This window comes from Streptomyces sp. NPDC055140 (genome assembly GCF_053607285.1).
Map to the genome: position 1 here is coordinate 570,161 of NZ_JBSGTG010000001.1, position 16,706 is coordinate 586,866.

Sequence of the window (16,706 nt, forward strand, 5' to 3'; positions counted from 1 at the left end):
AGGGCGCCTCGAGACAACAGAAGGAGCCGTTGCGATGACGCAGCTCTCGGCTGCCCCGAACACCCCTGACAGCAGCAACAAGGCGCTGTACGGGGGCAAGAGCAACCGGCGCATCACGGTGCGCGACATCACGCTCGCCAAGGAACGCGGCGAGAAGTGGCCCATGCTCACGGCGTACGACGCGATGACCGCGTCCGTCTTCGACGAGGCCGGCATCCCGGTCATGCTCGTCGGCGACTCCGCGGGCAACTGTCACCTCGGGTACGAGACCACCGTGCCCGTCACCCTCGACGAGATGACGATGCTCTCGGCCGCCGTCGTACGGGGCACCAAGCGCGCCCTCATCGTCGGCGACCTCCCCTTCGGCTCGTACCAGGAGGGTCCCGTACAGGCCCTGCGGTCCGCGACGCGCCTGGTCAAGGAGGCCGGGGTCGGCGCCGTGAAGCTGGAGGGCGGCGAGCGCTCGCTGGCCCAGACCGAGCTGCTCGTGCAGTCCGGCATCCCGGTCATGTCCCACCTGGGCCTCACCCCGCAGTCCGTGAACACGATGGGGTACCGCGTCCAGGGCCGCGGCGACGAGGACGCGCACCGGCTGCTGCGTGACGCCAAGGCCGCGCAGGACGCCGGCGCGTTCGCCGTCGTCCTCGAACTGGTCCCGGCCGAGCTGGCCGCCGAGGTCACCCGGTCCCTGCACATCCCGACCGTCGGCATCGGCGCGGGCGCCGAGTGCGACGCCCAGGTCCTCGTCTGGACCGACATGCTCGGCCTCACCGGCGGCAAGATGCCGCGCTTCGTGAAGCAGTACGCGGATCTGCGCGGCGTCATGGGCGAGGCGGCAAAGGCCTTCGCGCAGGACGTGGTCGGCGGAACGTTCCCCCAGGAGGAGCACTCGGTCCACTGACCCGGACCACCTGAACCACAGTGGCACCACAGCAGCTCGTCGATCTTCCCCCGTCGGCGGGCTGCTGCCGTTCCCGCCGCCCCTGTCGCCGTTCTACAGGTTGCCTACAAGGGGCTGTCGGCCGCCTGTCGGTGGATTGTCGGTGGCGCCTGGCACCTTGTACGTCATGACGCGAATCGACAAGATCCCCAGCGACGGCGGCCGGACGGCCTCCGTCACCGTGCGGGGGCTGGTCAAGCACTACGGCGAGACCAAGGCGCTGGACGGCGTGGACCTGGACGTGCACGAAGGCACGGTCATGGGTGTGCTCGGTCCGAACGGCGCGGGCAAGACCACCCTCGTCCGCTGCCTGTCCACCCTCATCACCCCCGACTCGGGCACGGCGTTCGTCGCCGGGTACGACGTGGCGAAGCAGCCCCGGCAGCTGCGCCGCGTGATAGGCCTCACCGGCCAGTACGCCGCGGTCGACGAGAAGCTCTCCGGCCGCGAGAACCTGTACATGATCGGCCGCCTCCTCGACCTGTCCCGCAAGGAATCCCGCTCCCGCGCCGACGCGCTCCTGGAGCGGTTCTCCCTCACCGACGCCGCCACGCGCCCCGCGAAGACGTACTCCGGCGGTATGCGCCGCAGGCTCGACCTCGCCGCGTCGATGATCGGCAGCCCGGCCGTCCTCTACCTGGACGAGCCGACGACCGGCCTCGACCCCCGCACGCGCAACGAGGTGTGGAGCGAGGTCAAGCGCATGGTCGGCGACGGCGTCACCGTGCTCCTCACCACCCAGTACATGGAGGAGGCCGAGCAGCTCGCCAACGAGCTGACGGTCATCGACCGCGGCAAGGTCATCGCGGGCGGCGCCATCGACGACCTCAAGGCGAAGGTCGGCGGCCGCACCCTGCGCATCCGCCCGGCCGACCCGCTGGAGCTGCGCCCGCTGGCCGCCGCCCTCGACGACATGGGCCTCACCGGCCTCGCCACGTCGACGGTGGACGCCGAGGCAGGCGCCGTCCTGGTCCCGATCCTCAGCGACGAGCAGCTCACCGCCGTGGTCGGCGCGGTCACGGCGCGCGGCATCACGATCGGCTCGATCGCCACCGAACTGCCCAGTCTGGACGAGGTGTTCCTGTCCATCACCGGCCAGAAGGCCAGTGCCCCGCAGGACACCCGTACCTCCGAGCTCGAAGGGGCCGCCGTATGAGCGCCACCACGCTGACGCCTCCCCTGAATCTCGAGGCCGACTCGCGCATCTCCCTGCGCTCCCACATCCGTCACACCGGCGCGCTGGTCCGCCGCAATCTGCTGTGGATCCGCCAGGACCCCGAGTCGATGTTCGACGCGGTCCTGATGCCGATCGTCTTCACGCTCCTGTTCGTGTACGTCTTCGGCGGCTCCATCGGCCAGGCGCTCGGCGGCGGCCAGGACCAGTACGTGCAGTACGTGGTCCCGGGCATGATGGCGATGATGAGCATGAACATCGCCATGGCGGTGGGCACGGGGTTCAACCAGGACTTCCAGAACGGCATCATGGACCGCTTCCGGACCCTGCCGATCGGCCAGGGCTCGGTCCTCTTCGCCAAGATCGTGGTGGAGCTGATGCGGCTCCTCATCGCGACGACGATCATGATGATCGTCGGCATCCTGGTGGGCTTCGACATCACGAACTGGCCCGGCCTGTTCGCCGCCGTGGGCCTCGCCGCCCTCTTCGGCACGTCCATCATGTGGATCTTCCTGGTCCTCGGCGTCGTGATGAAGAGCGCCCAGGCCGTGCAGGGCATGGGTTTCCTGGTCCTGATGCCGCTGCAGTTCGGTTCGTCGATCTTCGCACCGACGCAGTCGATGCCGGGCTGGCTCCAGGCCTTCACCGACTACAACCCGCTCTCCTCACTCGCGGACTCCGCGCGCGGCCTGATGGTGGGCGGCCCGGTCACGCACGACGTGTGGGTGACGGTGATCTGGTCCGCGGTCCTCACGCTCGTGATGGCCCCGATCGCGATCCACAAGTTCCGTACGAAGAACTGACGTTCAACCGGATCGGAAGATCAACCGCGATCGCGTCCCAGCAGGGCGGCGGCCTCGTCGAGAGACAGGCCGCCGCCCTCGGCGTACGCGGCCTCGTACGCACGGTCGCCGATGACCTCACGGATCGCGGACTCGGCGGACGCGCGGGCGTCGCGCTCCAGGTAGGACCGCACATGCCGGGACGGAAGCTGTCCGTCGGCGGCGCCCATGAGGCGGGCGGCGTCGCGCGCGTCGGCCGTGTCGCCGCTCAGGTTCAGGGAGCGGGCGGCGGTGACCAGGTGCATGGCGGGCATGTGCGGGGCGATCACCAGGGACAGCGGGTCGGTCGACAGCTCCAGGGCCTCGGTGACGCCGGCGAGGGCCTCCTCCGCGAGGCCGTCCTCCGAGTCGAGCCAGGCGTTCATCCCGACGATGAAGCCCCGGAAGACGACGAAGCTCATCGCCTTGAACTCGCCCTGCAGGAGCCGCAGTTGCTCACGCGCCTCGGCGACACGGCCGGTGGATCCGTACCGCCCGGACAGGAACATGCGGGCGGCGGGCCAGGCCTCGTTCGCATGGCGCTTGCCGGGGTCGAGGATGCCGAGCAGCAGCTGCTCGCCGCGCTCGCCGTCACCGTCCTCGATGAGGGCCTGCCCGAGCCGCGCGTTCAGGATCGCCACCTGCGCCTGCGCGCCGAGGCGTTCGGCGCCCTCGATGGCGGCCGTGTAGTCCTCGGCCGCCGCGGCGTACGCGCCGCTGCGCTCATGTGCCTCGCCGCGCGCGGACAGCGCCTCGGCGACGCCCCACCGGTCGCCGAGCCGGGTGAACAGTTCGAGGGCCTCGTCCGCGTCCCGGACGGCGTCGCCCGCCCAGTCGCTGCGGTTGGCGAGGATGTTGGCCCGCAACTGGAGCGTGAGGGCGAGCTCCCAGGTGTAGCCGAGTTCGCGGCAGGTCCGCACGGTGACGTCGGCGAGGTTCCACAGCGCCTCCATGTCGCCGCTCATCATCACCGCGTAGAACCAGAGGTTGCCCGGCGAGCGGCAGGTCTGCGGGAGGCCCGGACTGTACGCCTGCGCGATGGCGCGCAGCTTCGCGCCGCCCTCCTCCGTCTGCCAGGTCTCCATCTCCATGTCCATGTAGGCGAGGCGGAGCAGATGCACCCCGCGCCGCGCCTCCACGAGGAGTTCGGGGCCGAGCGGTGGTGGGACATCGGTGCAGCGCTCGTGGAGCGGGGGCGCGGGGACGGCGGGCGGGGCGAACGGGTCGGGACCGAGCTCGGTGGCCTCCCGCGACCAGTTGCGGGCGTCGACGCGCAGGTCGCGCATCTGCCAGAACCAGGCCAGCGAGAGCACCAGGGAGAGGGTCTCCTGCTCGTCCCGGGCGGCGACGGCGTGCCGCAGGGCGGTGCGCAGGTTCTCGTATTCGCGTTCCAGGCGGGCGATGGCGGCGCGCTGGCCGTGGCCGCGCAGCTGCGGGTCGGTGGTGCGGGCCAGTTCGCGGTAGTACGTGAGGTGGGCGCGCTCGGCGTCGGCCCGGTCACCGGCCTCGCCGAGGCGGTCGCCGGCGTATTCGGCGACGGTCTCCAGGAGCCGGTAGCGCATGGCGCCGGCCTGGTCGCGGGTGTCGTCCGCGTCGTGTGCGTCGTCCGCGTCGTGTGCCTCGTCTCCGGCCTCAGGCTCGTCACCGTCCCAAGGGGCCGCCACCACAAGGGACTTGTCCACGAGTGAGCCGATCGCGTCGAGGGCGCCGGGGCCGCACACCGCCTCGGCGGCCGCGAGGTCGCAACCGCCGCTGAAGACCGACAGCCGGCGCAGGACGGTCCGCTCTTCCTCGTCGAGGAGGTCCCAGGACCAGTCGACGACGGCCCGCAGCGTCTGCTGGCGCGGCAGGACGGTGCGGGCGCCCGAGGTGAGCAGGCGGAAGCGGTCGTCGAGGCGGTCGGCGATCTGGCGGGGCGTGAGCATCCGCAGCCGGGCGGCGGCGAGTTCGATGGCGAGGGGCAGTCCGTCGAGGCGCCGGCAGATCTCGGCCGCGGCCCGCTCGTCGTCCCCGACCCGGAACCCGGGCCGCACGGCGGCGCCCCGCTCGCCGAACAGACGCAGGGCGAACGGCTCCGGCAGCGGCTCCACCGGGTGCAGCAACTCGCCCGGTACGCCGAGGGGTTCGCGACTCGTCGCGAGGACCGTCACGCCGGGGCACCGGCTGAGCAGCTGCTCGGCGAGGTGGGCGGCGGCCTCGATCACGTGCTCGCAGTTGTCGAGGATCAGCAGCATGCGGCGGTGCGCGCAGTGCTCGGTCAGGCGTACGAGCGGGTCCTCGCCGTGCCGGTCGGACGCGGCCCGCAGCTCCTCGGCGCCGGCGCCGCGCAGCACGGTCTCGCGGGCTCCGAGCGCCGTGACGACGGCCTCCGGGACGGCGTCCGGGTCCTCGACGGGCGCGAGCTCTGCCAGCCACACGCCGTCCGGAAGATCCATGCCCTCGGCGGCCTCCTGGGACAGCCGGGTCTTCCCGGCGCCGCCCGGACCGAGCAGCGTCACGAGCCGCACGCGTCCTAGGTCCTCACGGATCGCCCCGATGTCCCCGGTGCGCCCCACGAACGAGGTGAGCCGGGCGCGGAGGTTGCCGGTGGGGGCGGGAGCCTTGACGGGGGCGGACGGGCCGGCGCCCTGCGGGGAGGGGACGGCGGGGTGGGGCGCAAGGAGGTCGGCGTGCAGGGCGCGCAGTTCCGGGCCCGGGTCGGTTCCCAGCCGCTCCGCGAGCTCGACGCGTACCCCCTCGTAGGCGGCCAGCGCCTCGGCGGTGCGGCCCGCGTCACGCAGGGCGCGCAGCCGCAGCGCCTGGAGCGGTTCGTCGAGCGGATGCGCGTCGCACAGCGCGGTCAGTTCGGGCAGGGCGGTCTCGGCCCTGCCCAGCGCGAGTGACGCGGCGAGCCCGGTGCGCCGGGCGTCGAGGTGGCGGGCCTCCCAGCGGGCGGCGTCCGCCGAGCGGTCCGGCAGATCGGCCAGCGCGGGGCCGCTCCACAGGGCGAGCGCGTCGTCGAGGACGGCCGCGGCCTTTCCCGGGTCTCCGTCGGCCAGCGCCCGTACCCCGTCCCTCACGAGCCGGTCGAAGCGGAACAGGTCGACGTCCTCGGAGGTGGCGGCCAGCCGGTAGCCGCCGTCGAGCGAGTGCACCGCGTCGGCGCCGATCGCCCTGCGCAGCCGGCCCACGAGCGCCTGGAGCGCGCCGGTCGCGTCGGCGGGCGGCTCGGCGCCCCACACCTCGTCGGCGAGCACCTGCGGCGGGACGGTACGGCCGGGGCGCAGCGCGAGCACGGTCAGCAGGGCACGCAGCCGCGCCCCGCCGACGGGGACGGCCGTGCCGTCGTCGCGGAGTGCCTGTGTGGAGCCGAGGATGCGGTAGCGCACCGGCCCATTGTCCCCAAACGTGTCGCCGGATCGCGCCCGGGTTTCGGCGGGAGGGCGCTCCGGGGCGCGGAGCATGGGTTTCGGCGGCGGGCAGATACCCGTCGGGGCGGGGCAGTGGGCACGTTTTCGACGGTTTCGCGGAACCCGGGGCCTGCCCCGGCACGTTCCCCCCACACCGCACCACCGATACGGTCAGCCCGTCGACCCCGCACCGCACCAGGCCGCACGCACCCCGGGAGCCATCCTCCATGACCACCGCCGCCACCCGTCGCAGCGATCGCAGGATCAGCCCCGTCTTCCTCGGCATCGCCGCCGTCACCGCCGTCGCCGGCTGGGCCGTGTGGACGGACTTCGCCGCGCAGCCCGGCATCGCCGTCTTCCTGTTCGTGACGGGCGCCTGGATCGTCTCGCTCTGTCTGCACGAGTACGCGCACGCGCGCACGGCCCTGCACAGCGGCGACATCTCCATCGGCGCGAAGGGTTATCTGACCCTGAACCCGCTCAAGTACACGCACGCCCTGCTCAGCATCGTGCTGCCCGTCATCTTCGTGATCATGGGCGGGATCGGTCTGCCCGGCGGCGCCGTCTTCATCGAGCGGGGCCGGATCCGGGGCCGCTGGCGGCACAGCCTCATCTCGGCGGCGGGCCCGCTGACCAACGTCCTGTTCGCCGTCGTGTGCACGGCGCCGTTCTGGCTGGACGCGCTGAACGGGGTACCGGACACGTTCCGCTACGCGCTCGGTTTCCTCGCCCTGCTCCAGGTGACCGCGGCGATCCTGAACTTCCTGCCGATCCCGGGCCTGGACGGCTACGGCGTCATCGAGCCCTGGCTGTCCCATGGCTTCCGGCGGCAGGTGGAGCCGTTCGCCCCGTTCGGGCTGCTCGCCGTCTTCGGCATCCTGTGGCTCCCGGGGGTGAACGAGGTGTTCTTCGACGCGATCCACGCGATTCTGCGCTCCCTCGGTGTCACCGAGTGGGACACCTACTGGGGGCAGGAGTTCTATCGCTTCTGGCAGGGCACCCCTGAGATCCCCGTCGTCACGCAGTAGGCGCGACCGCCGCCTTCGCCTGCTTCTCCGCCTTGGCCCGGCGCACGTAGTACCAGGTCATGTTCGAGGTGAGGCCCGCGAGCAGCACCCAGACGATGCCGAGCAGGCTGCCCTGCACGAAGGTGACCACGGCGGCGACCACCGAGAGGACGCAGACGACTAGGGCGTACAGAGCGAGGCGGGGCATGGGGGTCGGCTCCTGTCGGACGGAGAGGTCGTACGCCGACCAGTGTCCCCCATGCCCCTTCCGCGGCTGCACGTCGACTCCGCGTCGAGCCGTACGGCAGTGGCCGCGCTCTATACGTCGGTGACCCGCAGCCCCGCGTGTGCCTTGTAGCGGCGGTTCACCGAGATCAGGTTCGCGACCAGTGACTCCACCTGGTGCGCGTTGCGCAGCCGGCCCGCGAAGACTCCCCGCATGCCCGGAATGCGGCCCGCCAGCGCCTGGACGATCTCCGTGTCCGCCCGCTCCTCGCCCAGCACCATCACGTCCGTGTCGATCTCGTCGATCGCCTCGTCCTGGAGGAGCACGGCCGACAGGTGGTGGAACGCCGCCGTCACCCTCGAATCCGGCAGCAGCGCCGCGGCCTGCTCCGCCGCGCTCCCCTCCTCCGGCTTCAGCGCGTACGCGCCCTTCTTGTCGAAGCCCAGCGGGTTGACGCAGTCGACCACGAGCTTGCCCGCGAGGTCCTCGCGCAGCGATTCCAGTGTCTTGCCGTGGCCCTCCCACGGCACCGCCACGATCACGATGTCGCTGCGGCGCGCACACTCCGCGTTCTCCGCGCCCTCGACGCCCAGGCCCAGCTCGTCGGCTGCCGCCTCGGCGCGCTCCGCCGCGCGGGATCCGATGATCACCTTCTGGCCCGCCCGGGCCAGCCGGTACGCGAGCCCGCGGCCCTGGTCGCCCGTGCCGCCCAGCACGCCGACCACCAGGCCCGATACGTCGGGGAGGTCCCAGGGGTCCTTCGCGGGCGCCTTCTGCACACTGTCGGTAGAGGTCATACGGTGACCTTACTCAGGCGTACGGGCCAGTAGCGCGGCGACCGGGATCCGTCTGAACGTGATCGTCTCGTACGCGCCGAAGTCTCCCGTCTCGTAGAGGAGTCCGACCGTCGAGGCATCGATCTGTACGAGGTCGGAGTATGCGGCGGGCAGGCCGTCGACCGTGTGGGCCACGCGCCAGGTGACACCCTCGTCCTCGCTCGCCCGCACGCTCATCAGTGCCCTGGACCCGGGGTCCGCCGGGCCCGCGAACAGCAGCACCCTCCCGAGCCTCAGCAGGCTCCCCTCCACCACCGGGCCCACGAGGCCCGCCTGCGGCCGGAACGCCTTGACCAAGCTCTCGCCGCCGTCCTGCGATGTCGCGTCCGCCCTCGTGCCCGGCGCCGGTGAGTCGTTGCGGGCGTTGAAGTACAGCCGCCCGTCGGGCAGTTCGGCTGCTGTCGTCTCGTTCACGTTCACATAGCCGTCCGGGTGGTCGTCCACGTAGCCGAGCCGCCAGGTCCTGCCCCGGTCGTCGCTCAGCAGGCAGTGGCCTCCGTCGTACTTTCCCTCCGTCCCGGTGTCGCCTCCGGCGGGCGGGAGTGAGTGGTTGGCCGGCACCACCACTCGTCCGCTCTGTGTCTGGATCGCGTGGCCAGGGCCTGTGGCGTACCAGCGCCATGTCCTGTCTTTTGCCTGCGCCGTGATCTCCCTGGGTGCGGACCAGGTCAACCCCTCGTCGTCGCTGTGCTGCACCCAGATCCGGCGCCCGTCCTCGGGCTCCACCTCGCCTCGTCTGATCGCCGCTTCTGTGGCCTGCGCCGCGTTCCGTACGTGGACGACCAGGACCCGTCCCGTGTCCAGGACCACCGGCGCCGGGTTTCCCGCCAGGTCGTCGCCGTTCGCCGCCACCACCTGGAGCGGGTCCCAGGTGCGGCCACCGTCCGTGGATCTCTTCAGGACCACGTCGATGTTCCCGTAGTCCTGACTCGACCCCACTCGTCCCTCGCAGAACGCGAGCAGCACGCCGGAGTGTGTCGTGACAGCCGCGGGGATCCGGAAACTCGCGTATCCCTCGCGCCCCGCGCGGAAGGGAACAGACGTCTCAGTCAGCACCCCCCATCCCTCCCCACCCAGAAGGAATTCCCGGTGAACTCGACCTGACGAGTGGACTGTTGCGGCAGTATGCGCAGGCATGGACGCCGTACGGGTCGCACTGCTGCGGGAAGTACTCGCCGGAACCGAGTGGCTGGGCGCCGCGCGCCGCTTCGCGGGTGCGCTGCGGACCTCCGTCGTGCCGCATGGGGGTGGGCTGCTCCTCGTCGGCACGCCCGAGTACGAGCCGTGGCATCTCGCGGCGCATCTGGTGGACGAAGCCGCCTGGTCCGGCATGCCCGAGCTGTCGCCCACGCTCGTGCGGCACCGGGCGGGGGTTGGGGATCCGGCCCATCTTGCGGTGGGGCTCGGGCGCATCGAGGCGGCCCGGCGGGGCGAGACCCTGCTCGTCGTGGCGCCTGGGGCGCCCGGTGAGGAGCTGCTGGAGCGGGTGCATGACGCTCGGCGGGCGGGGGCCACGGTTCTGGCGATCGACTCGGGTGACCGTGATCTGCATGCCATGGCTCACGAGGCGCTCACGCCCGGGCCTGACCTCGACCTCGATACGGCGCAGCATCTGGTCAGCGCGGCAGCGGGTGAGAATCCCGTCGGTGGGCCGGCCCGGGGGCCTCGGCGGCGCTTCCGCGACCGGCTGTCCCGTCTGGCGGATCATCTGACTTCGCCGCCGCCCGCGGGGTGGTAGGGGGCGCTTGAAGGGTGGGTGGGGCGTGCTGGTGCGTTCTTGGGTGCGGAGTGTCGTCGGCCGTTGCGTTTTCGGGTGCGGGGACGCGGGGGCATGTACGTGCTCGCTGTTCTACGGGTGCACGTTGGCCAGTTGATTGCCTGTACGTGGTGCTGGCGGCTCCGCGCGCACATGCCCCCGCGCCCCCTCCCGTCTCGTCGGCGCCCGACCGTTCGGTGGGGCTGCGCCATCCCTGGCGCCCGGCCTTGCCTCGTACGCGGCCGACCGGTCGGTGGGGCTGCGCTGCTCCCTGACGCCCGGCCTTGTCCCGTACGCGGCCGACCGGTCGGTGGGGGTGCTCCTCGGCGCCGGGCCTTGCTCTCGTACGCGGCTCAGCGCCGGTGGGGCGCCCGGTCTGTGTGCGGCTCAGCCGGCTGTGGGGCGCCCCCTCGGCTGCTCAGGATTTGTCGTTCTCGTCCTTGGCCGTGGCGTCGTGCCACTTGGGGTCCGTCTCCCATTCGAGGTTTCGTTCACGCGCCGTCTCCATCGCGTGTTCCGCCTCGGCGCGCGTCGCGTACGGGCCGAAACGGTCCTTGTTGGGGCACTCGGGCCCCTCCTCGACCTTCTGGTGCTCCAGGCAGTAGTACCACTCGCCGGGCTTCCCGACGGTCCGCCTCTTGAACAGGGCCATCTGCGGCTCCTCTCGCCATGACCATGGTCCCCCACAGCCGCTCGATACACTCGCTGGCATGTCTGGCCAGTCGCTGCTCGTACCAGGGGAGCTCTCTCCCACCCGTTCCGTACCCGGAAACATCCGGCGTCCCGAATACGTGGGCAAGCCCGCGCCGACGCCGTACAAGGGTCCGGAGATCCAGACCCCGGAGACGGTCGAGGCCATGCGCCTCGCCGGCCGGATCGCCGCGCGGGCCATGGAGGAGGCCGCCAAGGCCATCGCGCCCGGTGTGACCACGGACGAGCTCGACCGCATCGCGCACGACTACATGTGCGACCACGGCGCATACCCCTCGACCCTCGGCTACCGCAACTTCCCGAAGTCGCTGTGCACCTCCGTCAACGAGGTCATCTGTCACGGGATCCCCGACTCGACCGTTCTCAAGGACGGCGACATCGTCAACCTCGATGTCACCGCGTACATCGGCGGCGTCCACGGCGACAACAACGCGACCTATCTGGTCGGTGATGTCGACGAGGAGTCCAGGCTTCTTGTCGAGCGGACCCGTGAGTCCCTCAAGCGCGCCATCAATGCCGTCCGGCCCGGGCGTCAGATCAACATCATCGGCCGCGTCATCGAGTCGTACGCCAAGCGCTTCGGCTATGGGGTCGTGCGGGACTTCACCGGGCACGGGATCAACTCGTCGTTCCACTCCGGCCTGATCATTCCGCACTACGACAGCCCGCACGCCACCACCGTCATCCAGCCCGGGATGACCTTCACCATCGAGCCCATGCTCACGCTCGGCACCCATGAGTACGACATGTGGGACGACGGGTGGACCGTGGTCACCAAGGACCGCAAGCGGACCGCTCAGTTCGAGCACACACTTGTTGTCACCGAATCCGGTGCGGACATCCTCACGCTGCCCTGACGAGGACTCGTCCGTAGGCCCGCCCCCTCCCATGGGGCGGGCCTTTTGTGTTGCCCCGGCGAGCGATCGGGGTAGCGTTTTTACCGACAGCGCGTCGGGAACCTGATAAGTTAGGCAAGCCTAAGCTTAGTGATCTGGAGGCCTCATGGATACGCCGTTCTCCACTCTGATCCGCACCGCCTCCCACGAGCAGCACACAGAGGCCGAGAGCACCACGTTCATGAGCGACCTTCTCGGCGGAGCCCTCGGCGTCGACGCCTACGCCCGGTACACCGAGCAACTCTGGTTCGTCTACCGGGCCTTGGAGGAGGCGGCGCAGGGGCTGGAGGGGTCCGCCGTCGCCGGTCCGTTCATTCAGGCCGAGCTGTTCCGGGTTCCCGCCATCGAGCGGGATCTGGCCCACCTCCGGGGGACCGGGTGGCGCGACGGCGTTTCCGCGCTGCCGGCCACCCAGGCCTACGCCTCGCGCGTCGCCGAGTGCGCCCGGGACTGGCCCGGGGGCTACGTCGCCCATCACTACACCCGCTACCTGGGGGATCTGTCCGGGGGCCAGATCATTCGCGACAAGGCCGAGAAGAACTGGGGCTTCGCCCGCAAGGGTGATGGCGTGCGGTTCTATGTGTTCGAGGGGGTTCCGAACCCTGCCGCTTTCAAGCGGAGTTATCGCGTCCTGCTTGACGGGGTTCGCGTCGACGAGCTCGAGAAGCTGCGCATCGTGGCCGAGTGCAAGCGGGCGTTCGCCCTCAACACCGCTCTCTTCAGGGCTCTTGGCGAGGAGTTCAGCAGCGCCGCCTGATCAGGTCAGGCGGACCCTGCCGCCTACTTCGATCAGGCCTTCCGGCTGGGGGGCCGTGAGGATCTGGGAGCCTTTGCCCTGTGTGATGTTCAGGGCTCTGTGCAGGTGTGCCGTGAGCAGGAGTGCCGCCGCTCCCGTCGCCTCGTCCTCTTCGATTCCGTCGTTCCTGCCCGGGAACCCTCGCGCCCTCACCCTCCCTGCCGCCGCGTCCTCCCATGCCCAGGCGTAGACCCACTCCCCCGGCGGGGGGACTTGGAGCTTCTCCACCTCCGCTGCCGAGCCGTACTCGCGCAGCGTCCGCGGTGGCGCCCACTCCGGTCGCGCCTCGATCCAGGTGAACTCACCGTCCAGTCGCGTGCCCACCACTCCTGCGGGCGTGACCAGTTCGGGCACGTCCAGGAGCCAGGCCGTGCCGACACACGGGTGTCCGGCGAAGGGCAGGCGCGTGGTCGGCGTGTAGATGTCGATGACGCCGCGCTCGGGGTCGTCCACGAACACCGTCTCGCTGAAGCCCAGCTTCGCCGCCAGGGCTTGCCGCTCGCCCTCGCCGGGGACGTCGCTTCCCTCTCGTACGACTCCGAGCTCATTGCCGTGGTCGCCATGGGGGCCGCAGAAGACGCGCAGCACGTCGTAGTCCGTCACCGGGACAGTCAATCATCCGGTGGGGCGTCGTGGCTTTTTGCCATTCGTTTGCCATTTTTCGGGTCGTCCATGGGTCGCTTGTGGCCGGGGCGCGATCGGTGCTTTTTTGTGAGAGCTGAATCACTGGACCCCTGGGTAGCACTGAGGTAAGCCTCGGTTAAGTTAGGTCCGCCTCACTCACTGTGCCTCACCGTCTTGGAGCCCGCATGCGAGCCGTCCGACTCACTGTTGTCACCGCCGCCGCCACCGCGGCGACCCTGGCCGCCGTCACGGGCTGCACCCAGAAGAGCGACGCCAAGTCCGGTGGCGACCGCGTCGTCGAGGTCACCGCCACGGACGACAAGTGCGATGTCTCCAAGACCGAGTTCCCGGCCGGACATGTCGAGCTGTCCATAGAGAACAAGGGCTCCAAGGTCACCGAGGTCTACGTCCTGTTCCCGGACGACCGGATCGTCAGCGAGCGCGAGAACATCGGCCCCGGCACCAAGCAGAAGCTCACCGCCGAGGTGAAGGCCGGTTCGTACGAGATCGCCTGCAAGCCCGGCATGAAGGGCGACGGCATCCGGCAGAAGGTGACCGTCACCGGCGGCAAGGCCGTCAAGCGTGACGCCCGTCTGGACAAGGCCGTCGCCGCCTACCGGACCTACGCGCAGGAGCAGGCCGACGAGACGCTCCCCAAGGTCACGACGTTCACGGACGCCGTGCGCAAGGGTGACCTGAAGGCCGCGCAGGCCGCGTACGCGCCGTCCCGTATCGGCTGGGAGCGCACCGAGCCCGTCGCCGAGTCCTTCGGTGACATCGACCCGAAGGTCGATGTCCGCGCGGACGGCCTGGAGGAGGGGCAGGACCCGAAGACGGACTGGACCGGCTGGCACCGCCTGGAGAAGGCGCTGTGGCAGGACAAGAAGATCGGCTCGCGGGAGAAGGAGCTGGCGACGCAGCTCGACAAGGACCTCAAGGACTGGCAGACCCGCGTCGGCAAGGCGGACATCACGCCGACCTCCATGGCCAACGGCGCCAAGGAGCTCCTCGACGAGGTCGCCACCGGCAAGGTCACGGGCGAGGAGGAGCGCTACTCGCACACCGACCTCGTCGACTTCAAGGCCAACGTCGAGGGCGCCGAGAAGGCGTACGACCTGCTCAAGCCCGTCGCCGCGGAGAACGACGCCGCGCTGACGAAGGAGCTCGACAAGCAGTTCGCCGCCCTGGACACGCTGCTCGACAAGTACCGCAAGGACAAGACCTCCTACGAGTTCACCTCCTACGACAAGGTCGGCAAGACGGACCGCAAGGAGCTCTCGGACGCGGTGAACGCGCTCGCGGAGCCGCTGTCCAAGCTCGCCGCCGCCGTCGTCGTCAAGTAGCCCTCCGGGTACTCAGGTAAGGGGTCAGGGATGACGGACACCACCACCGATGTCTCGGTCGGATCGGACAACTCCCGTACACCGTCGCGTCGTTCGCTGCTCGCGGTGGGCGGGGCCGGGCTCGCGCTCGGTGCCGCCGCCGCGGGGGGCGCCGTCGCCGTGACGCGGACCGGTGACGATCCGCAGCCGGTCGCCGACTCGGGCGGCGCCGTGTCGTTCCACGGCGCGCACCAGGCCGGAATCGCCACCGCGGTGCAGGATCGTCTGCACTTCGCGTCGTTCGACGTGAAGACCGACGACCGCGACGAGTTCGTGCAGCTCCTGAAGGACTGGACGGAGGCCGCGTCCCGCATGACGGAGGGGCACGCGGTCGGCGAGGGCGCGTACGGCGGGCTGCCCGAGGCGCCGCCGGACGACACCGGCGAGGCGCTCGGCCTCAAGCCGTCCCGGCTCACCCTCACCATCGGCTTCGGCCCGTCCCTGTTCGAGAAGTTCGGGCTTGCGGACCGGCGGCCGGAGGCTCTCGTCGACCTGCCGAAGTTCCCCGGCGACAATCTCGACAAGGCCCGCAGTGACGGCGACCTGTGCATTCAGGCCTGCGCGGACGATCCGCAGATCGCCGTGCATGCCATCCGCAATCTCGCCAGGATCGGCTTCGGCAAGGTCGCCGTCCGCTGGTCCCAGCTCGGCTTCGGCAAGACGTCGTCGACGACTCCGGACGCGCAGACCCCGCGCAATCTGATGGGCTTCAAGGACGGCACCCGCAACATCGCCGGCACCGAGACGGCCCGTCTGGACCAGCACGTGTGGGTCGGCGCCAAGGACACGGACACCAACTCGGCCTGGATGACCGGGGGTTCGTACCTCGTCGCGCGGCGCATCCGGATGAACATCGAGACGTGGGACCGTACGTCGCTCCAGGAGCAGGAGGACGTCTTCGGCCGCGACAAGGGCGAGGGTGCCCCGGTCGGCAAGGCCAAGGAGCGCGACGAGCCGTTCCTGAAGGCGATGAAGCCGGACGCGCACGTGCGGCTCGCGCACCCCGACTCCAACGCGGGGGCGACCATCCTGCGCCGCGGCTACTCCTTCACCGACGGCACGGACGGCCTCGGCCGTCTGGAGGCCGGCCTGTTCTTCCTGGCCTACCAGAAGGACGTGCGCAAGGGGTTCATCCGCGTGCAGCGCAACCTGTCGCACAGCGACGCGCTCAACGAGTACATCCAGCACGTGGGTTCGGCCGTCTTCGCCGTCCCGCCGGGCGTCCGGGACTCCGGCGACTGGTGGGGCCGGGCGCTGTTCTCCAAGGAGGCATGAGGACACGATGTTCGGCAACTACCTGATCGGTCTGCGCGAGGGACTCGAAGCGAGTCTCGTCGTCTGCATTCTTATTGCGTATCTGGTGAAGACGGACCGGCGTGACGCGCTGCGTCCCATCTGGATCGGCATCGGCATCGCCGTCGCCGTGTCGCTCGGCTTCGGTTTCGCGCTGACCTTCGGTTCGCAGGAGCTGACGTTCGAGGCGCAGGAGGCGCTCGGCGGTTCGCTGTCGATCGTCGCCGTGGGCCTGGTGACGTGGATGGTCTTCTGGATGCGGCGCACCGCGCGGCATCTGAAGTCGGAGCTGCACGGCAAGCTGGACGCTGCTCTGCAGATGGGTACCGCCGCGCTGGTCGCGACCGCGTTCCTGGCTGTGGGCCGCGAGGGTCTTGAGACCGCCCTGTTCGTATGGGCGTCGGTGCGCGCGTCGAACGACGGCACGCACGGGCCGCTCATCGGGGTGCTGTTGGGGCTTCTGACGGCGGTCGTTCTCGGCTGGCTGTTCTACCGGGGCGCCTTGCGGATCAACCTGGCGAAGTTCTTCACGTGGACCGGCGGCATGCTGGTGATCGTGGCGGCGGGCGTGCTCGCGTACGGCGTGCACGACCTTCAGGAGGCGCAGTTCCTGGGTGGGCTGTCCAGCACGGCGTTCGACATCAGTGAGACGATCCCGCCGGACAGCTGGTACGGCACGCTCCTCAAGGGCGTGTTCAACTTCCAGCCCGATCCGACCGTGCTGCAAGTCGTCGTCTGGCTGCTGTACTTGATCGTGACGCTCGCGGTGTTCTTCGCGCCGTCAGGTTTTCTGTCCAGGAAGCCCAAGGCCGGGGCGCAGACGCCCCGCGAGTCCGCCAAAGCCTGATCCGGACG

Annotated in this window: 16 protein-coding genes; 10 read left to right on the forward strand and 6 right to left on the reverse strand. The window is 70.3% G+C overall.

The annotated features are described in order from the left end of the window. The first annotated feature begins 34 nt into the window (after window positions 1-34). The 3 genes from panB (at window position 35) to ACWFR4_RS02630 (ending at window position 2,917) form a co-directional block, all read left to right on the forward strand. On the forward strand, window positions 35-901 hold the full coding sequence (gene panB, locus ACWFR4_RS02620) for a 3-methyl-2-oxobutanoate hydroxymethyltransferase (RefSeq protein ID WP_453456834.1): 867 nt from the start codon (window positions 35-37) through the stop codon (window positions 899-901). A gap of 166 nt (window positions 902-1,067) precedes the next feature. Beyond that, the gene (locus ACWFR4_RS02625) at window positions 1,068-2,096 is read left to right on the forward strand and encodes an ATP-binding cassette domain-containing protein (RefSeq protein ID WP_453456836.1); all 1,029 of its coding nucleotides are present in this window, start codon (window positions 1,068-1,070) and stop codon (window positions 2,094-2,096) included. Then, a complete protein-coding gene (locus ACWFR4_RS02630; protein WP_453650373.1) occupies window positions 2,093-2,917 on the forward strand; it encodes an ABC transporter permease in 825 nt (274 codons plus the stop codon). Before ACWFR4_RS02625 ends, ACWFR4_RS02630 begins: the two co-directional genes overlap by 4 nt. A 20-nt stretch (window positions 2,918-2,937) precedes the next feature. On the opposite strand, the gene ACWFR4_RS02635 is transcribed toward ACWFR4_RS02630, so the two are convergent. Continuing rightward, window positions 2,938-6,303: a BTAD domain-containing putative transcriptional regulator gene (locus ACWFR4_RS02635; RefSeq protein ID WP_453650374.1), complete on the reverse strand. Its 3,366-nt coding sequence runs from the start codon at window positions 6,301-6,303 to the stop codon at window positions 2,938-2,940. 248 nt (window positions 6,304-6,551) lie between these two features. On the opposite strand from ACWFR4_RS02635, the gene ACWFR4_RS02640 reads away from it, so the two are divergent. Further along, complete coding sequence (locus tag ACWFR4_RS02640; protein ID WP_453456842.1) at window positions 6,552-7,352, forward strand: site-2 protease family protein; 801 nt, start codon at window positions 6,552-6,554, stop codon at window positions 7,350-7,352. Here the strand turns inward: ACWFR4_RS02640 and ACWFR4_RS02645 are convergent. The 3 genes from ACWFR4_RS02645 to ACWFR4_RS02655 form a co-directional block, all read right to left on the reverse strand. After that, window positions 7,342-7,539, reverse strand: coding sequence for a hypothetical protein (locus ACWFR4_RS02645; protein WP_453650376.1), 198 nt, complete (start codon window positions 7,537-7,539; stop codon window positions 7,342-7,344). The genes ACWFR4_RS02640 and ACWFR4_RS02645 overlap by 11 nt on opposite strands. Window positions 7,540-7,649: 110 nt before the next feature. Next, window positions 7,650-8,354 (reverse strand): NADPH-dependent F420 reductase, encoded by a 705-nt coding sequence (gene npdG, locus ACWFR4_RS02650; protein ID WP_326713286.1) that lies wholly within the window; start codon window positions 8,352-8,354, stop codon window positions 7,650-7,652. Between the two features lie 9 nt (window positions 8,355-8,363). Further along, a complete protein-coding gene (locus tag ACWFR4_RS02655; protein WP_453456931.1) occupies window positions 8,364-9,446 on the reverse strand; it encodes a sialidase family protein in 1,083 nt (360 codons plus the stop codon). 82 nt (window positions 9,447-9,528) lie between these two features. On the opposite strand from ACWFR4_RS02655, the gene ACWFR4_RS02660 reads away from it, so the two are divergent. After that, entirely contained in the window at window positions 9,529-10,131 is a 603-nt protein-coding gene (locus ACWFR4_RS02660) for a hypothetical protein (RefSeq protein ID WP_375991346.1), read from the forward strand. Between the two features lie 436 nt (window positions 10,132-10,567). On the opposite strand, the gene ACWFR4_RS02665 is transcribed toward ACWFR4_RS02660, so the two are convergent. Beyond that, entirely contained in the window at window positions 10,568-10,801 is a 234-nt protein-coding gene (locus ACWFR4_RS02665) for a hypothetical protein (RefSeq protein WP_116502387.1), read from the reverse strand. 58 nt (window positions 10,802-10,859) lie between these two features. Here ACWFR4_RS02665 and map point away from each other — a divergent pair, with 58 nt between their 5' ends. Next, complete coding sequence (gene map / locus ACWFR4_RS02670; RefSeq protein ID WP_384674585.1) at window positions 10,860-11,717, forward strand: type I methionyl aminopeptidase; 858 nt, start codon at window positions 10,860-10,862, stop codon at window positions 11,715-11,717. Between the two features lie 145 nt (window positions 11,718-11,862). Beyond that, window positions 11,863-12,513, forward strand: coding sequence for a biliverdin-producing heme oxygenase (locus tag ACWFR4_RS02675; RefSeq protein WP_453650379.1), 651 nt, complete (start codon window positions 11,863-11,865; stop codon window positions 12,511-12,513). Here the strand turns inward: ACWFR4_RS02675 and ACWFR4_RS02680 are convergent, their stop codons facing one another. Beyond that, complete coding sequence (locus tag ACWFR4_RS02680; protein WP_453650381.1) at window positions 12,514-13,155, reverse strand: PhzF family phenazine biosynthesis protein; 642 nt, start codon at window positions 13,153-13,155, stop codon at window positions 12,514-12,516. 206 nt (window positions 13,156-13,361) lie between these two features. On the opposite strand from ACWFR4_RS02680, the gene efeO reads away from it, so the two are divergent. The 3 genes from efeO to efeU are packed head-to-tail and all read left to right on the forward strand — an operon-like array spanning window position 13,362 to window position 16,698. Next, complete coding sequence (gene efeO / locus ACWFR4_RS02685) at window positions 13,362-14,519, forward strand: iron uptake system protein EfeO (RefSeq protein ID WP_453650383.1); 1,158 nt, start codon at window positions 13,362-13,364, stop codon at window positions 14,517-14,519. A 30-nt stretch (window positions 14,520-14,549) separates the two neighbouring features. Then, on the forward strand, window positions 14,550-15,833 hold the full coding sequence (gene efeB, locus ACWFR4_RS02690) for an iron uptake transporter deferrochelatase/peroxidase subunit (protein ID WP_453456858.1): 1,284 nt from the start codon (window positions 14,550-14,552) through the stop codon (window positions 15,831-15,833). 7 nt (window positions 15,834-15,840) lie between these two features. Then, the gene (gene efeU / locus ACWFR4_RS02695; RefSeq protein ID WP_453456861.1) at window positions 15,841-16,698 is read left to right on the forward strand and encodes an iron uptake transporter permease EfeU; all 858 of its coding nucleotides are present in this window, start codon (window positions 15,841-15,843) and stop codon (window positions 16,696-16,698) included. Window positions 16,699-16,706: the final 8 nt, after the last annotated feature.